Source organism: Kitasatospora sp. NPDC041917 (assembly GCF_055589745.1).
In genome coordinates, this window is record NZ_JBVJBI010000031.1 from 1 (window position 1) to 14,759 (window position 14,759).

Here is a 14,759-nt window from a genome sequence, read left to right on the forward strand (position 1 = left end):
GTCCCCCCACCTCCCCCCCCCCCCCCCCCCCCCCCCCCCCCTCCCCCTCCCCCCCCCCCCCCCCCCCCCTCCCCCCCCCCCCGGGCCCGGTCGCGTTTCCCGTCCGTCCCACCCCGTTGCGCATGCAACCCATGGCGCATGCAACCTATGGCGAATGCCCCATACCCTCGCTTGCACTTATCGCGCGCCTGCAACTATTGTTTAAGCACGCAAGGCGCTAGCTCAAGCAATCACAGAAGGGTTCGGGCCCATGCCTCTCGCTCTCATCGCCCTGGCCATCGGCGCATTCGGGATCGGGACCACCGAGTTCGTGATCATGGGCCTCCTGCCCCGGATCGCCGGCGACTTCGGCGTCTCCATCCCCAGCGCGGGCCTGCTGGTCACCGGCTACGCCCTCGGCGTGGTCGTCGGCGCCCCGCTGATGACCGCCCTCGGCACCCGGATCAGCCGCAAAACCATGCTCATGCTGCTGATGGGCCTGTTCACGGCCGGGAACCTGCTCTCCGCGTTCGCCCCGTCCTTCCCCGTGATGCTGGCCGGGCGCATCGTCACCTCGCTCGCCCACGGCGCCTTCTTCGGCATCGGCTCCGTCGTCGCCGCCGAGCTGGTCGCCCCGCAGAAGAAGGCCGGCGCCATCGCCACCATGTTCACCGGGCTGACCGTCGCCAACATCGTCGGCGTGCCGCTGGGCACCTTCGTCGGCCAGGCCGTCGGCTGGCGCGCCACCTTCGCCGGCGTCGCCGCGCTCGGCGTGCTCGGCCTGCTCGGCATCGCCGGGCTCGTACCCGCCGTGCCCCGCGCCGAGGGCGCCCACCTGCGCCGCGAGCTCACCGCCTTCCGCAATCCGCAGGTGCTGCTCGCGATGGCGATGACCGTGCTCGGCTTCGGCGGCGTCTTCGCCGCGATCACCTACATCGCCCCGATGATGACCAACGTCACCGGCTACGCCGAAGGCTCCGTCACCTGGCTGCTGGTGCTGTTCGGCGTCGGCATGTTCCTCGGCAACCTGCTGGGCGGGCGCTACGCCGACCGCAAGCTGATGCCGATGCTCTACACCACCCTCGGCGGGCTCGCCGTGGTGCTGGCGCTGTTCACCCTCACCGCCCACAACAAGGTCGCCGCCGCCGTCACCGTCCTGCTGGTCGGAGCCCTCGGCTTCGCCACCGTCCCCCCGCTCCAGAAGCGGGTCCTGGACCAGGCCCACGGCGCCCCCACCCTGGCCTCCGCCGTCAACATCGGCGCCTTCAACCTCGGCAACGCGCTGGCCGCCTGGCTCGGCGGCATGGTCATCACCGCCGGTCTCGGCTACACCGCCCCGAACTGGGTCGGCGCCGTCCTCGCCGCTGCGGCCCTGCTGCTGGCCCTCTGGTCCGCCGCCCTGGAGCGCCGCGCCCCCGGGCAGGTGACCGCGGCCGCCGCCACCGCCCCCGTCCCCGCCCACCACTGACCCCACCCTCACCCCGGAGAAGACCTCATGAGTGCCACCACCGCCGTCGCCCCGCTCACCACCGCCGACGCCGAACTCCTCGTCGACGCCGCCCGGACCGCCGCCGAGGCCGCGGACGTGACCGTCAGCGTCACCGTCCTGGACGCGGGCGGCCACCTGCTCGCCTTCCGCCGCGACGACCGCGCCGTGCTGATCTCCGGCGAGACCAGCACCCGCAAGGCCTACACCGCCCTCCAGTTGAACGCCCCGACCGCCGACCTGGTCGACCTGGTCAAGCCCGACGGGCCGTTCCACTCCCTGCCCACCGCGCTGGACCGCCCGCTGCTGTTCATCGCCGGCGGCATCCCCGTCCACCGCGACGGCCGGCCGATCGGCGCCATCGGCGTCGGCGGCGGCGCCCCCGAGCAGGACCACTCCTTCGCCGCCGCCGCACTCGCCCGGCTCGGCTGAGGCCCCGCCACCGGCAGGCGCCGCCGCGCATCGCCCGTACCGGGCAATTTCCGCCGCGTCCCGCGGCCGGATGCGCCCGGGCGGGGCGCCGCTGTGGCAGGCAGGGGGACGGACGGCCGCCGCCCCCGAGGCCCGGACCGTGGCCCTGCGCTACGGCGGCAACGGCCGGGAGATCGACGGGCCGGGCAACATCGCCTTCGACGCCGACGGCAACGCCTGGGCCAGCAACAACTACCGCCACGACGCCGATCCCGCCGTCCCGGCCTGCGGCGGCGAGAGCGTCCTGAAGTTCACCCCCACCGGCCGGGACGCCCCCGGCGCCCCCTACCGCGGCGGCGGCCTGTACGGTGCCGGATTCGGCGTCACCGTCGATGCCCGGGGCTCCGCCTGGGTCGCCAACAGCGGCATCCTGCCGGTGCCCTGCGGCGACGGCACCGCGGGCGACCTCGCGGACGCCGCCGTGGCGGGCGACGCCGGTGCACGCCCGGGCGCCTCCGTGCCGCTGATCCGGTCCGACGGGACCCCGGCCCCCGAACCCTTCACCGGCGGCGGCCTGTTCCTGCCCTGGGGCGTGGCCGTCGACGGCGACGACACCGTGTGGGTCGCCAACTTCGGCGGCCCTGACCGTCCCCCCGCCCCCCCGCGGCTCCGGCCACCGCCGCGATGCCGGCGCTTCCCGGAGCCGTAGGGGCGACTACCCACCGGTACCGGTGGGCGTCGCGGGCGGCCGGGAAGACTGCGCCGATCGGCGCACCGCCGTGCAGGAGACCCGGGAGCCTTCCATGCCGCCGTCCGCCCGTCCCGCCCCCTCGCCGGCCGCCGCGGCGCCGGCCCGGCGCTCGGCGCTGCGCCGCCTGGGCGAGTGGTGCGCGCGCCACTCGCTGATCGTCATCGTGCTGTGGCTGATCGCCCTGGCCGGCGTCCAGGCCGCCAACAGGTCGGTGGGCGGCGCCTACTCGGACGACTTCTCGCTGCCCGGCACCCAGGCGCAGCAGGGCCGGGACGTCCTGCAGGCGCACGAGCCGGCCGCGGCGGGCACCAGTTCCCAGGTGGTGCTGCACGACGCGGCGCCGCTGACGGGGTTCCAGCCGCAGATCGCCCAGGCGGCGGCCTCGCTCCAGCAGTTGCCGCACGTGCTGTCGGTGCAGAGTCCGTTGCCGCCGCCGGGGCAGAGCCCGCCGCCGGGCGGGCCGCTGTCCGCCGACGGGCTGACCGGGTACTTCACCGTACGGTTCGACACCAACCCGACCCTGCTGGGCCAGGACTACCTGCCGGGGGTGGACGCGGCGGTGGAGCCGCTGCGGGCGGCCGGGGTGCAGGTGGAGTACGGGGGGCCGCTGGGCGAGCTGGCCCGGCCGGCGGCGGACGACCGCTCCAGCGAGGTGATCGGCTTCGCGGTGGCGGTCGTGGTGCTGCTGGTGGGGTTCGGCAGTGCGATCGCGGCCGGGCTGCCGCTGCTGACGGCGCTGTTCGCGGCGGTGGTGGGCCTGGGGGTGCTGGGGCTGGTCGCGGCGCTGTCCACGTTCGCGACGGTGGCGCCGACGCTGGCGACGATGATCGGCATCGGGGTGGGGATCGACTACGCGCTGTTCCTGCTGACCCGTCACCGGCAGAACCTGATGGACGGGGTGGATCCGGTGGCCTCCGCCGGGCAGGCGGTGGCCACCAGCGGGCGGGCGGTGCTGGTCTCCGGCTGCACCGTGATCGTCGCGTTGTCCGGGCTGTCGGTGTCGGGGATCTCCTTCATCGCCAAGCTGGGGGCGGCGGCGGGCATCACGGTGGTGTCGGCGGTGCTCGGGGCGCTGACCCTGCTGCCGGCGCTGATGGGGCTGATCGGGCGCCGGATGGACCGGTTCGCGGTGCGCCGTCCGGTCGCGGAGGCCGGCGGGGACGTGGAGGGCGGGGCCTGGCACCGTTACGCCCGGCGGGTGGAGGCGCGGCCGTGGCGGTACCTGGTGGCCGGGGTGGTGGTGCTCGTGGTGCTGTCGATCCCGCTGTTCTCCATTCAGCTGGGCCACATCGGTGACGGCGCGGACTCCACCGACTTCACCGACCGGCGGGCCTACGACCTGATGTCCCAGGCCTTCGGGCCGGGATCGAACGGGCCGCTGACGGTGGTGGTCGACCAGAGCGCCGTGCCCGCCGAGGCGCGGGCGGGGGTGTCGGCCTCGGTGCAGCAGGCGCTCACCGGCCTGCCCGGCGCGGCGAGCAGTACCCCGCTGCAGACCAGCCCGGACGGCGCGGTGCTGTTCGGCACCGTGATCCCGGCGAGCGCCCCGCAGGACCGGGCCACCACCGACCTGGTGAACCGGCTGGCGGACACGGTGCTGCCGGACGCGGTGGCCGGCACCGGTGCGAAGACGTACGTGACCGGCAACACGGCGGCGCAGGTCGACTTCCTGGACATCGTGTCGAGCCGGCTGGTGCTGATCATCGTGGTGGTGGTCGGGCTGGCCTTCCTGATCATCCTGCTGGTCTTCCGCGGTCCGCTGGTCGCGGTCAAGGCCGCGGTGCTCAACCTGCTGTCGATCGCGGCCTCGTACGGGGTGGTGGTGGCGGTCTTCCAGTGGGGCTGGGGCGGGCCGGCGCTGGGGGTGGAGGGGAAGGTGCCGATCGAGAGCTACGTGCCGATGATGATGTTCGCGATCGTCTTCGGGCTGAGCATGGACTACGAGATCTTCCTGCTGTCGCGGGTGCACGAGGCGTGGCTGCGCACCGGTCGCAGCCACGACGCCGTGGCGCACGCGCTGGAGATCACCGCGCGGGTGATCAGCTGTGCGGCGCTGATCATGGTGAGCGTGTTCGCCGCGTTCATCGTCAGCGACAACGTGGTGATCAAGATGATGGGGCTGGGCCTGGCCGTGAGCGTGCTGGTGGACGCGACGGTGGTGCGGCTGCTGCTGGTTCCGGCGGTGATGACGCTGCTGGGGGCGGCGGCCTGGTGGACGCCGCAGTTCCTGGACCGGGTGCTGCCGCACATCGACACCGAGGGCACGAACGTCTAGGGCTCCGGGTGGCGCAGGGCGACGGCGGCGCGGACGGTGTTGGCCTGGTGGGCGGCCTGGCGGGCGACGGGGAGCCGGACGGGGTGGAAGGTCCGCTGGTACTGGGCGCACCAGTCGCGCAGGAGGTGGTCGAGGCGGGCGGCCTGGGGTGCGGCGGGCGCACCGGCGACGCGGACGGCGCGGCGCAGCAGGGCGGCGGCGCGGACCGGGACGCGGTGGGCCCACAGGTCGATGCCGGTGAGGCGGGCGCGGCTGAGCGGGGTGCGCAGGAGGTCCTGTCCGTGGACGTCCGGGTCCCATTGGTCGGCGAGTTGGTGCAGGGCGGTCAGTGGGGTGCGGGCGGCGCGCAGCAGGGGGGTGTCGGGGTTTCGCACGTAGGGCAGGGCGGCGTCGAGGAGCGCGGTGAGGAGTGTGCCGCGGTGGCGCAGGCGGTCGGCGCAGGTGCGCAGGTACAGGCGGACGGCGTCGGCGGGGCGGGTGTCGCCGAGGTGGGCGCTGGTCCAGGCGGGGACTTCGACCAGGACGGTCTGGCCGCCGTGGCGCTGGGGGGCGAACCAGGTGCCGGCCCGGCCGCCGCCGTCCTGGCGGGGGGTGAGCATGCCGGTGGCGGTCTCCTGGTGGTCGATGTGGTGGGGGGCCATGAGGTAGAGGCCGGGGCCGGATTCGTGCAGGTGGAAGGTGTCGAAGTTGCCGGTCTCGACGGGGATGCCGAGGTCGGCGGCGGAGCGGGTGAAGGGCTCGGCGAGGGCGGCGGGGTCGCCGGTGGCCTGGACGAAGGTGCCGCCGACGTCGGTGCTGTGCAGGGAGAACTGGAGGGTGGGGCGCAGTTCGTCGATGAGGTCGAGGAGGGTGCGGCTCTCCGGGAGGTCGGAGCCGATGGCGGGGGCCCATTCGGGCTGGTCCTCGGCGGCGGGGCGGTAGTAGTGGTCGTAGTAGGCCCGCAGGGTGCGGGCGGTGCGGCTGCCGTCGGCGAGGTGGGCGCCGTCGGGGTCGAGACAGAGCAGGAAGTGCCAGGCCAGGCCCGGGTGTTGGGCCGCGAGGGCGTGGTGGGCGAGGTCGGTGACGGCGGCCCGGCCGGCGAACTCGTCGGCGTGGGCGCCGGCGACGACGAGGAGGTCGTGCGGGCCGCGGCCGACGGTCAGCAGGGTCAGGGGGCGTCCGGCGCGGGAGGTGCCGACGGTGCGCACCCGGCACAGGTCGGGCCGCTGGGCGGCCAACTGGTGGGCGGTGGCGGTGAGTTCGTCGAGGCTGGGGTAGCGGTCGTGGAGCCGGGCGGCCCGGCCGGCCGGGGTCGTCGTGTCGATCACCTTCGGTTTCCTCCCCTGTGGTCGTGGCAGTAGTTCTACCTGGCACGCGGGGCCGCCGGTACGGGCCGGGCCCGCCCGGGCGCGGAGGCTCGGGCGGGCCCGGGTGGGGCGGGGGGTGTCAGCCGGTGATGGGGCGGGTGTCGAGGCGGATGTGGTCGACGGCCCAGTACCAGTTGTTGCCGGCGTCGTACATGCGGAACCTGAGGGTCACCGAGCGGGCTCCGGCGGGGACGGCGAAGCTGCGGGTGATCCGGGTGTTCTGCACGTCCTTGCCGGCGTTGTCGTTGCCGGTGGCGTCGGAGCCGTAGGCGAGCAGGCGGGTCTCGGTGCCGTTGTCGAAGACGGCGGTGACGGAGGCCTTCTGCGGTGCCTCCTGGCGGTAGTGGGAGTCGAAGGCGAGGTGGAGGGTGTCGGTGCCGGCCGGGACGGCGACGGCGGGCGAGACCAGGGTGGAGTCGAAGACGCCCTTGCGGGAGGGCGAGCCGGTGTCGTCCCAGTCGTCGGGGTCGGCGACGGCGACGACGCCCAGGGCGCGGGTGAAGTTGCCGCGGTCCTGGCCGGCGGGGACGGACCACTCGCGCTTGGTGTGGAAGGTCCAGCCCTGGAGGCGGACGGTGCCCTGCGGCATGGCGGGGGCGTTGACGACCGTCCAGCCCTTGGGGGCCTGGGCGGTCCAGCCGAGGACGCCGGCCTCGGGCTTGAGGGTGTCGGCGAGGGACTCGAAGTCCTCGTCGAGGAGGTGGCCGGTCATCACCGGGGCGGGGCGGGCGGCGAGTTCGCCGTCGGCGAGGGCGAAGCGGCTGTCGGCCTGGGCGCGGGCGGTGACCAGCAGGCGGTGGGTGGCGGTGGCGGGCAGCTGGGCGGGCGGGGTGACCTGCCAGACGGCGGTGGCGGCGGCGCCGGCGGCGAGCCTGTCGGGCGCGGCGGTGACGGTGGTGGCGCTCCAGCCGGGCGGGAGCAGCGGCTGGGCCTCCAGGCGGGTGAGGGCGGTGGTGGCGGTGAGGGTGGCGGTGATCGTGGCGGGGCGTCCGGGCAGCAGGACGGGTTCGTCGATGGTGGTGGAGGCGGCGCCGAGGGCGAGGTTCACGGCGAGCGGGTCGGCCAGGCCGAGGGCGGGGTCGGTGACGGTGCGGTCGTCCCAGGGGAAGCGGCCGGCGATGCGGCGGCGGAAGCCGAGGTCGCCCTGGACGGCGACGGCGACGTCGTACCAGCCCTCGGGGCCGACCTTGAGGTTGACGGTGCGGTCGTCGCCGGCCGCCACGCGGACCTCGCGCAGGCCGTCGCCGTAGGCGAGGTCGCCGACCAGGAAGGTCTGGGCGGTGCGCGAGCGGTTGATGACGTCGACCTCCAGGACCTTGCCGTCGCTCTCCTCGGAGAGCGAGACCTCGTAGGCGGAGGCGGTGTCGCCGCGCAGGTGCCACAGGGCGCCGTCGGGGCCGTGGACGCGCAGGTCGTAGCCGGCGGGGCCGACCTTCCAGACGTCGGACAGGCGGCTCTTCGCGGCGACGGTGTAGTGCTTGGGGGCCTCGCCGGGGGCGGGGTAGACGGCGAGGACGGCGCCCTGGCGGCCCTGGTTGACGAAGTCGAGGGTCAGTTCGTCGCCCTTGAGGCGGGGCTTGACGAGCAGGTTGTACGGGGCGGGGCGGGCGGAGCGGGTGCCGCGCTCCTGCTGGGGGAAGGTCTGCGGGCTGGGCACGGTGGGGGCGGGGAGCTTGCCGGTGTCGACGACCTTCTGGCGGTTGCCGCTGGTGTCGGGCAGTTGCGGCCAGGCGGGGTTGCGGCCGGAGAAGTCGAAGACGTTGGTGAGGTCGCCGCAGACCGCGCGCCGCCAGGGGCTGATGTTGGGCTCCTGGACGCCGAAGCGCTGTTCCAGGAAGCGCAGCACGGAGGTGTGGTCGTAGACGGTGGAGTCGACGACGCCGCCGCGGGTCCACGGGGAGACGACGACCATCGGCACCCGCACGCCCAGGCCCATCGGGTAGGGGCCGGAGACCAGGGTCTCGCCGGCGGGGAGGGTGGCGGACCAGGCGAGGGTGCCGTCGGCGGCCTTGACCCGGTACCGGCCGTCCTGGCCGACGACCCGGTGGTAGGTGGAGGAGCCCTTGGAGACGCGGACGACGACCTCGCCGTCGACCGGGACGTTGGACTTGCCGCGGCCCTCGGCCAGCGGCGGGACGGGCGGCAGCTGGTGGTCGAAGAAGCCGCCGTGCTCGTCGTAGTTGAGGATGAAGACGGTCTTCTGGAACACCTCGGGCTTGGCGGCGAGCGCGGACAGCAGCCGGGAGGTGAGGTGTTCGCCGTTCGGCGGCGCGTAGTTGGCGTGCTCGGACAGCGCGGCGGGGGCGACGATCCAGGAGACCTGCGGGAGGCGGTCGGCCTGGACGTCGGCGGTGAAGGCCTCGACCAGGGCGTCGCCCATGGCGAAGGGGTCCTTGGCCTTGGCCGGGTCGCCGACGGCGCGCATGCCGCGCTCGTACAGCGGCTCACCGGGCTTGGCCTTGACGAAGGGGGCGAACCAGGCGAGGGCGTTGTCGTCGAAGTTGTCGAGGGCCTGGTAGGTCTTCCAGCCGACGCCGGCCTTCTCCAGGCGCTCGGCGTAGGTGGTCCACTCGTAGCCGCCGGGGATCTCGGTGTTGTCGGTCACCGGGGTGTCCCGGACGGTGCCGCCGCTGGTGCCGGTCATCAGGTGGTCGCGGTTGGTGTTGGTGTTGCACTGCACGGAGGCGTAGTAGGCGTCGCAGACCGTGAACACCGAGGCGAGGGCGTGGTAGAAGGGCATGTCGGCGGACTCGTAGTAGCCCTGGCCGAGCCAGCCGGAGGAGCGGCGGGTGACGGAGCCGTCGGCGCGGCCGTCGTTCCAGGCGTTCATGGAGTCGCCGTAGCCGAAGGCGGGCGCGCCCTGCTGGTAGGCGTTGGTGTGGGCGGCGTTCATCGCGAAGGGCAGCAGGTAGCCCTCCTTGCGGCCGGGGTCGGGCTGGTGGAAGACCGAGCGGCCGTCGACGCCGCGCACGGCGGTGCGGTCGCCGAAGCCCCGCACGCCCGCCAGGGTGCCGAAGTAGTGGTCGAAGGCGCGGTTCTCCTGCATGAACACCACGACGTGCTGGATGTCCGCCAGCCGTCCGGGCCGGGCCGGCGCGGCGAGTGCCTGCTGGACGCTGAGCGGGAGGGCGGACAGCACCGCGGCCGCCGCCGCGCCGCCGAGGACGCTGCGGCGCGACAGTTCGGGCTTCGGACTCATGGGGGTGGGGCTCCTTGCTGACGGACCGCGGTTCCTCGGTACGGGGGCCGGCCGCGCGGTTCGGACCGGACCCGTTATGTGTACGAGACCGAGGTGGACGCAGCCGTGGTGTCCGATGACGGGCCGATGACCGGCAAGAGACCCCGAGCTGTACAGACAACTTGACGCCCCATGATCAAACGGTTGGCTCGTCGACCAGCCCGGACCGGCCGTGGGCCGCCCGGCTGCGAGAGCCCGGCCGGGCGCCCGGCGGACTCCACCGCGCCCCGGACGCCGCAACCGGGGTGTCGCACCGTGCGCCGGGGGCAGACGCGCGGTGTGAACCCCATCGAGCGAGGCCTGCGGGCCGTGCAGCACGCCATGGCCGAGGTCTGGAACGTGCCGGGCGTGCAACGGCCCGGCTACTGGCCGCGGCTGGCGCGCAGCCTGCTGCTGTTCGCCGTCCTGGGCAGCGGGCTGGTGGTGGCCACCGCCGCCGCGCTGGTCGGCGGCACGCTCGCCGGGACGGCCGCCAGGATCGGGGGCCTGGTCGTCTCGGCGCTGGTGAACGCCGCCCTGTGCCTGGCCTGCTTCCGGGTGCTCACCCCGCGCGAGGTGCCGCTGCGGGCGCTGTGGCCGGGCTGCGCGCTCGCCGGGCCGCTGTTCACCGCCCTCCAGGCGGTCGGCTCACTGCTGGTCACCCACGAGCTGCGCCACGCGAGCCAGGTCTACGGGTTCTTCGCGACGGTGATCGGGCTGCTGTTCTGGCTCTACCTGACCGCGCAGGTCACCGTGTACGCGGCCGAGGTCAACGTCGTGCTCGCCCGGCGGCTGTGGCCGCGCAGTCTGCTGCAGCCGCCGCTGACGGACGCCGACCAGGCCGTGCTGTCCTCGGTCGCCCGGCAGGAGGAGCGCCGGCCCGAGCAGCGGGTCGACGTCTCCTTCCACGACGGGCCGCCCCCGCCCGGGGAGCCGGGGGCCCGGACGGGGACGGCGGGGACGGCGGGGACGGCGGGCAGGACCGGGGCGGCGGGCAGGACGGCAGCGGCGGCCGGTGACGGCCCCGGTCACGCGCCGGGCGTCCCGGGCCGTGCGGGCGGTTCCTGCGCGGACGGCGGCACGTCGGCGACGGCCCCGGCGTCCCGGGAGGAACCGGGTGCCGGTGCCACGGGCAGCCGGGGCAGGGCGTACGGGTGGTGGTCGCGCAGGTAGCCGACGAGGTGCTCGCGCAACTGGCAGCGGAGCTCGAACGCGTCGGCGCCGTCCGCCGCCGCGGCCAGGCGCCGCACCCCGAGTTGCGCGATCCGGTCCAGGCCGTACGCGACGAGCACCGCCGCGGCGCTCGCGAGTGCCAGGCGTAGCAGGCTCCACGTCGGCGTCTGGGAGTTCCGCGACGCCAGCGGCCACAGCGGGGGCGGTGCGGGGTACGGGGGCCGGGCGTGCGGGCCGGTGCGGGCCGCGGGTCAGCGGTGGGTCAGCCGGTGGGCGTCGAACTCGGCCCAGATCGCCTTGCCCCGGCCGTTCGGCTCGGCGCCCCAGCGGTCGGCGGTGCGCTCCACGATGAACAGGCCGTGGCCGCCGGGCAGGGCCGGCTCGTGCGGCAGGCGCAGCACCGGCATGGCCGGGCTGCGGTCGCTGACCTCCACCCGCAGGCGCTGCCCGGTGGCGTCCAGGACCAGCTCCAGCGGGCCGTCCCCGTGCAGCATGGCGTTGGCCACCAGCTCCGCCACCAGCAGCACGACGTCCGCGCCGACGCCCTCGTGGGCACCGGGCGCGCCGGCGGGCGGGTACCAGTCGCCGACCGCCTCGGCGGTGAAGGCCCGGGCCCGGGTGACCGGCTTGGGGAGCCCGGCCAGCGGCAGCCGGCGGCGCTGGCCGCCGGGCGGCAGGGCGGGCCCGGCCCGGTGCGCGTCGCCGTCCAGGGTTCCCCGGCTCATCGTCATATGAGGGCACCCTTCGGATCGACGGCGGTTCGCATGTCGGTTTCCCGGCGCTCCCGGGATTATGCCTTCCCCGGCGCCGGGTGCGCGGCACCCGCGACACGCGCGGCACCCGCCCCGCGACGGCGTGCCCGGCCGGCTCAGGCCGCCAGGGCCTCCTCGGCCGAGCCGTGGATGGAGAACACCGCCCGGGTGCCGGTCAGTTCGAGGACCCGCATGACGGTGGGCGGCACCGCGGCCAGGTGCAGCCCCACGCCCTCCTCCCCCGCCGCGAGGCGGGTCTTGAGCAGGAGGTTCAGGCCGGAGGAGTCGCAGAAGCCCACCCCCGCGAGGTCGATCACCACCGCGCCGGGCCGCCGGGCGACCAGGGCGGTGAGCGTGTCGGCGGCGGGGGCGAGCGTCTCGATGTCGAGGTCGCCCGCCAGGGCGCAGACCACCGCGCCGCCCGCCGCGGGTCGGGTCCGTACCGCGAGCTCCGCACGGTAGGGGGAGGCCGCCGGCGCGAGGCCCCGCTGGTCGTTGTCGGATGGCATCATCGTCGTCCCCTCGTGTCCGTGCCCTCCGACCTTACGTAGGCGGCGTGCCGCGGCCAAGCGGGTGCCGGGGCGCCGGGCGCCCTCAGTCCTCCTCCAGTCCCTCGCGCAGGCGCCGCAGGGTGCGGGAGAGCAGCCGGGAGACGTGCATCTGGGACAGCCCCAGGCGGGCGCCGATCTGCGACTGCGTCAGGTCCTCGCAGAAGCGCATCGACAGGATCTGCCGCTCGCGTTCCGGCAGGGCGGCGACCAGCGGCTTGAGCGCCACCAGGTCCTCCACCCTGGAGAGGTCCGGGTCCTCCTCGCCGAGGCGCTCGCCCAGGCAGCCGGGGCGGTCGTCGTCCTCGGTGCCGGTGTCCAGGGAGCCCGCGGTGTGCCCGTTCGAGGCGGTCAGGCCCTCGACCACCTCCTCCTCGGCGAGTTGGAGGTGGTCGGCCAGTTCGGCCACCGTGGGCGCCCGGTCCAGTTCCTGGGCCAGCCGCTCCTGGGCCTTGGCCAGGGCGATCCGCAGCTCCTGGAGGCGGCGGGGCACGTGGACGGCCCAGGTGGTGTCGCGGAAGTGGCGGCGGATCTCGCCGAGCACGGTGGGCAGCGCGAAGGTGGTGAACTCGGCGCCCAGCTCCGGGTCGAAGCGGTCGATGGCCTTGATCAGGCCCACCGCACCGACCTGCAGCAGGTCCTCCTGCGGCTCCCGGTGGGCGTTGAAGCGGCGGATCGCGAACCTCACCAGCGACAGGTTCATCTCCACCAGGGTGGCCCGCACGTACGAGTACTCCCGGGTGCCCTCCTCCAGCGCGGCGAGCCGGCGCAGCAGCACCCGGGTCAGCTCACGGGCGTCGGACGGCGCGACCTCCCGCAGGTCCTCGGCGGCGGCCAGCTCCGGTGGCAGCAGGTCGCGCAGCCCCGCCGTGGCGGAGGCGGCCGTGCGGGAGGGGTCCTTCGTCGGCGTAGCGGCGGAGGCGGTCAGTTCACCAGTGGTCGTGACCATCGGAGTCCTTCCTCTTGTCGGCACGGTCGAACGCCCCGGATACCCCGCCCGGGCCGATCGATGCAGAGGCGCCGCGTGGAGGTTTCGTGAATCCCGGGCGGGCGTTCGGGCGGGGCCGGAAAACCCGGTGGTCCGCGGCGCCGTCCGGTGGATCATGGCAGGGCGCGCTCCGGCGCCCCGATGCCCCTGACGCCCCGTCGACGTGAAAGCGGTGCCGCCCCCGTGACCCCCGCCGTGCCCGAACTCCCCGCCGTGCCCGATCCGACCGCGCTGCACCCCTTCCCCGGACAGCCGCGGGTGGTCCTGCTCAAGCCGCTGGTCACCTCGCCGCTGATCCAGGTGGGCGAGTACTCGTACTACGACGACCCGGACGACCCGACGGCGTTCGAGACCCGCAACGTGCTGTACCACTACGGGCCGGAGAAGCTCGTCATCGGAAGGTTCTGCGCCTTCGCCACCGGGGTGCGGTTCGTGATGAACGGCGCCAACCACCGGATGGACGGGCCCTCGTCCTTCCCCTTCCCCGTCATGGGCGGCGCCTGGGCCGAGCACTTCGACCTGATCACCGGCCTGCCCGGGCGCGGCGACACCGTGATCGGCCACGACGTGTGGCTCGGCTACCGCACCACCGTGATGCCCGGCGTGCGCATCGGCCACGGCGCGATCGTCGCCGCCGGGTCCGTCGTCACCTCCGACGTCCCCGACTACGCCGTCGCCGGCGGCAACCCGGCCAGGGTGATCCGGCTGCGCCACGACGAGGCCGACATCGCCCGCCTGCTGGACATCGCCTGGTGGGACTGGCCCGTCGAGCACCTCACCCGCCACCTGCGCACCGTCATGTCCGGCACCGTCGACGAGCTCGCGGCCGCCGCCCCCGGCGCCTGAGACCGCGTCCGCCCCTTTTCTGTTCGGCCACGGCCTCGCCCAGTACGACCCGGCGCCGCCGGACGGCCCCGCGCAGTCCCCCGGAAACGGCGGGGCCCCGAATCCCTAACGGGCCGTGGGGTGGTGGAGCCGGCGGGCGGCGGTGCGGATGGCGAGGGTGTACGGGGCGTCGAGGGCGCGGGTGCGGGCGTCGAGGTCGTCGAAGGGCACCAGGGCCTTGTGGGTGTCGTCGGTGGTCTGGGTCCAGGCCGTCCAGGCGTTGTGCACGTCCTCGTCGGTGACCTGCTCGCCCTTGGCCTGGAGCAGCACGGCGTAGATGCGGAAGAGGTCGTCGGAGCCCGCGGGGGGGCTGGCCTCCGAGGGCAGGCAGGAGCGGATCAGGTCGGCGATGGGATCGAGGTGGCTCATACGGCCAGTGTGCCGGTGGCGAGCGTGCCCGTGAGCAGGATCAGATGAGCCACCGCGAATGTCACCGGCACGAGCCGTTCGGTGGTGCCGAGTTCGGTGTAGTGCCGGTGGCGCCGGCCGGGCGCCGCGGCGTTGCGCAGGACGTCCCACTCGTCGGTGTAGATCCGCGCGGACAGCTTCTCCTCCATGCTGTTGATGACCTGGAACTTGGCGCCGTTGAGGTCCCGGTAGCTGCGCAGCTGCATCCACCAGGCGCCGGAGAGCGTGATGCCGGCCAGCGCGACGGCCGTCGCCACCCACCACGGGGACTCCGACAGCTTGGGTATGCCGAAGCCGATCAGGGTGACCAGCGCGGTCTGCACGGACAGGAAGAAGGTGTTGGCGTTGCCCCGGCGGGCCGAGACCCGGTCGGCCATCTCCACGGCGAGCTTGTACAGCTCCAGCAGTTCGGTCTGACGGTTCGGCTCCGGCGGCGTGGTCATCGCGAAACCCCCTCGGGCAGGTGGTGTGCCGGCTTCGCCCGCTGCCCGGGCTCCCCCCGTGGTGTTCATCCTTCCCGGCGGGACGGCCTGTCAGTGC

General features: G+C 74.5%; 14 protein-coding genes. 7 read left to right on the forward strand and 7 right to left on the reverse strand.

Annotation, left to right across the window (positions count from 1 at the left end; genetic code table 11):
- Nucleotides 1–250 precede the first annotated feature (250 nt).
- The 4 genes from ACZ6EM_RS29420 to ACZ6EM_RS29435 all read left to right on the forward strand — a co-directional run bounded on the left by ACZ6EM_RS29420 (nt 251) and on the right by ACZ6EM_RS29435 (nt 4,902).
- Nucleotides 251–1,447, forward strand: coding sequence for an MFS transporter (locus ACZ6EM_RS29420; RefSeq protein WP_465773630.1), 1,197 nt, complete (start codon nt 251–253; stop codon nt 1,445–1,447).
- Nucleotides 1,448–1,474: 27 nt separating this feature from the next.
- A complete protein-coding gene (locus ACZ6EM_RS29425) occupies nt 1,475–1,897 on the forward strand; it encodes a GlcG/HbpS family heme-binding protein (protein ID WP_401054121.1) in 423 nt (140 codons plus the stop codon).
- Between the two features lie 70 nt (nt 1,898–1,967).
- A complete protein-coding gene (locus ACZ6EM_RS29430) occupies nt 1,968–2,585 on the forward strand; it encodes a hypothetical protein (protein ID WP_465773631.1) in 618 nt (205 codons plus the stop codon).
- 94 nt (nt 2,586–2,679) lie between these two features.
- The gene (locus ACZ6EM_RS29435; RefSeq protein WP_465773632.1) at nt 2,680–4,902 is read left to right on the forward strand and encodes an MMPL family transporter; all 2,223 of its coding nucleotides are present in this window, start codon (nt 2,680–2,682) and stop codon (nt 4,900–4,902) included.
- Here ACZ6EM_RS29435 and ACZ6EM_RS29440 read toward each other — a convergent pair.
- Together ACZ6EM_RS29440 and ACZ6EM_RS29445 are read right to left on the reverse strand one after the other, a co-directional pair.
- A complete protein-coding gene (locus tag ACZ6EM_RS29440; protein WP_452178877.1) occupies nt 4,899–6,209 on the reverse strand; it encodes a M14 family zinc carboxypeptidase in 1,311 nt (436 codons plus the stop codon). The two genes, ACZ6EM_RS29435 and ACZ6EM_RS29440, sit on opposite strands and share 4 nt — an antisense overlap.
- Before the next feature lie 118 nt (nt 6,210–6,327).
- Complete coding sequence (locus ACZ6EM_RS29445; protein ID WP_465773633.1) at nt 6,328–9,447, reverse strand: phosphocholine-specific phospholipase C; 3,120 nt, start codon at nt 9,445–9,447, stop codon at nt 6,328–6,330.
- A gap of 318 nt (nt 9,448–9,765) precedes the next feature.
- Between ACZ6EM_RS29445 and ACZ6EM_RS29450 the strand changes: the two genes are divergently transcribed.
- Together ACZ6EM_RS29450 and ACZ6EM_RS29455 are read left to right on the forward strand one after the other, a co-directional pair.
- Complete coding sequence (locus tag ACZ6EM_RS29450) at nt 9,766–10,638, forward strand: YihY/virulence factor BrkB family protein (RefSeq protein ID WP_465773634.1); 873 nt, start codon at nt 9,766–9,768, stop codon at nt 10,636–10,638.
- The gene (locus tag ACZ6EM_RS29455; RefSeq protein WP_465773635.1) at nt 10,623–10,787 is read left to right on the forward strand and encodes a hypothetical protein; all 165 of its coding nucleotides are present in this window, start codon (nt 10,623–10,625) and stop codon (nt 10,785–10,787) included. The genes ACZ6EM_RS29450 and ACZ6EM_RS29455 overlap by 16 nt, the downstream gene beginning before the upstream one ends.
- Before the next feature lie 102 nt (nt 10,788–10,889).
- Here ACZ6EM_RS29455 and ACZ6EM_RS29460 read toward each other — a convergent pair whose 3' ends face one another.
- From ACZ6EM_RS29460 to ACZ6EM_RS29470, 3 genes are all read right to left on the reverse strand, one after another.
- Nucleotides 10,890–11,363: an ATP-binding protein gene (locus tag ACZ6EM_RS29460; protein WP_401047921.1), complete on the reverse strand. Its 474-nt coding sequence runs from the start codon at nt 11,361–11,363 to the stop codon at nt 10,890–10,892.
- 143 nt (nt 11,364–11,506) lie between these two features.
- On the reverse strand, nt 11,507–11,902 hold the full coding sequence (locus ACZ6EM_RS29465; RefSeq protein WP_380356015.1) for an STAS domain-containing protein: 396 nt from the start codon (nt 11,900–11,902) through the stop codon (nt 11,507–11,509).
- 82 nt (nt 11,903–11,984) lie between these two features.
- Entirely contained in the window at nt 11,985–12,887 is a 903-nt protein-coding gene (locus ACZ6EM_RS29470) for a SigB/SigF/SigG family RNA polymerase sigma factor (protein WP_401047917.1), read from the reverse strand.
- A 234-nt stretch (nt 12,888–13,121) separates the two neighbouring features.
- On the opposite strand from ACZ6EM_RS29470, the gene ACZ6EM_RS29475 reads away from it, so the two are divergent.
- Nucleotides 13,122–13,772: a CatB-related O-acetyltransferase gene (locus ACZ6EM_RS29475; protein WP_465773695.1), complete on the forward strand. Its 651-nt coding sequence runs from the start codon at nt 13,122–13,124 to the stop codon at nt 13,770–13,772.
- Nucleotides 13,773–13,877: 105 nt separating this feature from the next.
- Here ACZ6EM_RS29475 and ACZ6EM_RS29480 read toward each other — a convergent pair whose 3' ends face one another.
- Together ACZ6EM_RS29480 and ACZ6EM_RS29485 are read right to left on the reverse strand one after the other, a co-directional pair.
- The gene (locus ACZ6EM_RS29480; RefSeq protein WP_465773636.1) at nt 13,878–14,180 is read right to left on the reverse strand and encodes a DUF7701 domain-containing protein; all 303 of its coding nucleotides are present in this window, start codon (nt 14,178–14,180) and stop codon (nt 13,878–13,880) included.
- A complete protein-coding gene (locus ACZ6EM_RS29485; protein WP_465773637.1) occupies nt 14,177–14,662 on the reverse strand; it encodes a RipA family octameric membrane protein in 486 nt (161 codons plus the stop codon). The genes ACZ6EM_RS29480 and ACZ6EM_RS29485 overlap by 4 nt, the downstream gene beginning before the upstream one ends.
- Nucleotides 14,663–14,759 lie beyond the last annotated feature (97 nt).

Bases quoted from the DNA above. Each gene is read 5' to 3' on its own strand.
- ACZ6EM_RS29445 (WP_465773633.1), bottom strand. From the start codon at position 9,447: ATGAGTCCGAAGCCCGAACTGTCGCGCCGCAGCGTCCTCGGCGGCGCG.
- ACZ6EM_RS29425 (WP_401054121.1), top strand. From the start codon at position 1,475: ATGAGTGCCACCACCGCCGTCGCCCCGCTCACCACCGCCGACGCCGAA.
- ACZ6EM_RS29435 (WP_465773632.1), top strand. From the start codon at position 2,680: ATGCCGCCGTCCGCCCGTCCCGCCCCCTCGCCGGCCGCCGCGGCGCCG.
- ACZ6EM_RS29460 (WP_401047921.1), bottom strand. From the start codon at position 11,363: ATGAGCCGGGGAACCCTGGACGGCGACGCGCACCGGGCCGGGCCCGCC.
- ACZ6EM_RS29465 (WP_380356015.1), bottom strand. From the start codon at position 11,902: ATGATGCCATCCGACAACGACCAGCGGGGCCTCGCGCCGGCGGCCTCC.
- ACZ6EM_RS29430 (WP_465773631.1), top strand. From the start codon at position 1,968: ATGCGCCCGGGCGGGGCGCCGCTGTGGCAGGCAGGGGGACGGACGGCC.
- ACZ6EM_RS29480 (WP_465773636.1), bottom strand. From the start codon at position 14,180: ATGAGCCACCTCGATCCCATCGCCGACCTGATCCGCTCCTGCCTGCCC.
- ACZ6EM_RS29485 (WP_465773637.1), bottom strand. From the start codon at position 14,662: ATGACCACGCCGCCGGAGCCGAACCGTCAGACCGAACTGCTGGAGCTG.
- ACZ6EM_RS29420 (WP_465773630.1), top strand. From the start codon at position 251: ATGCCTCTCGCTCTCATCGCCCTGGCCATCGGCGCATTCGGGATCGGG.
- ACZ6EM_RS29470 (WP_401047917.1), bottom strand. From the start codon at position 12,887: ATGGTCACGACCACTGGTGAACTGACCGCCTCCGCCGCTACGCCGACG.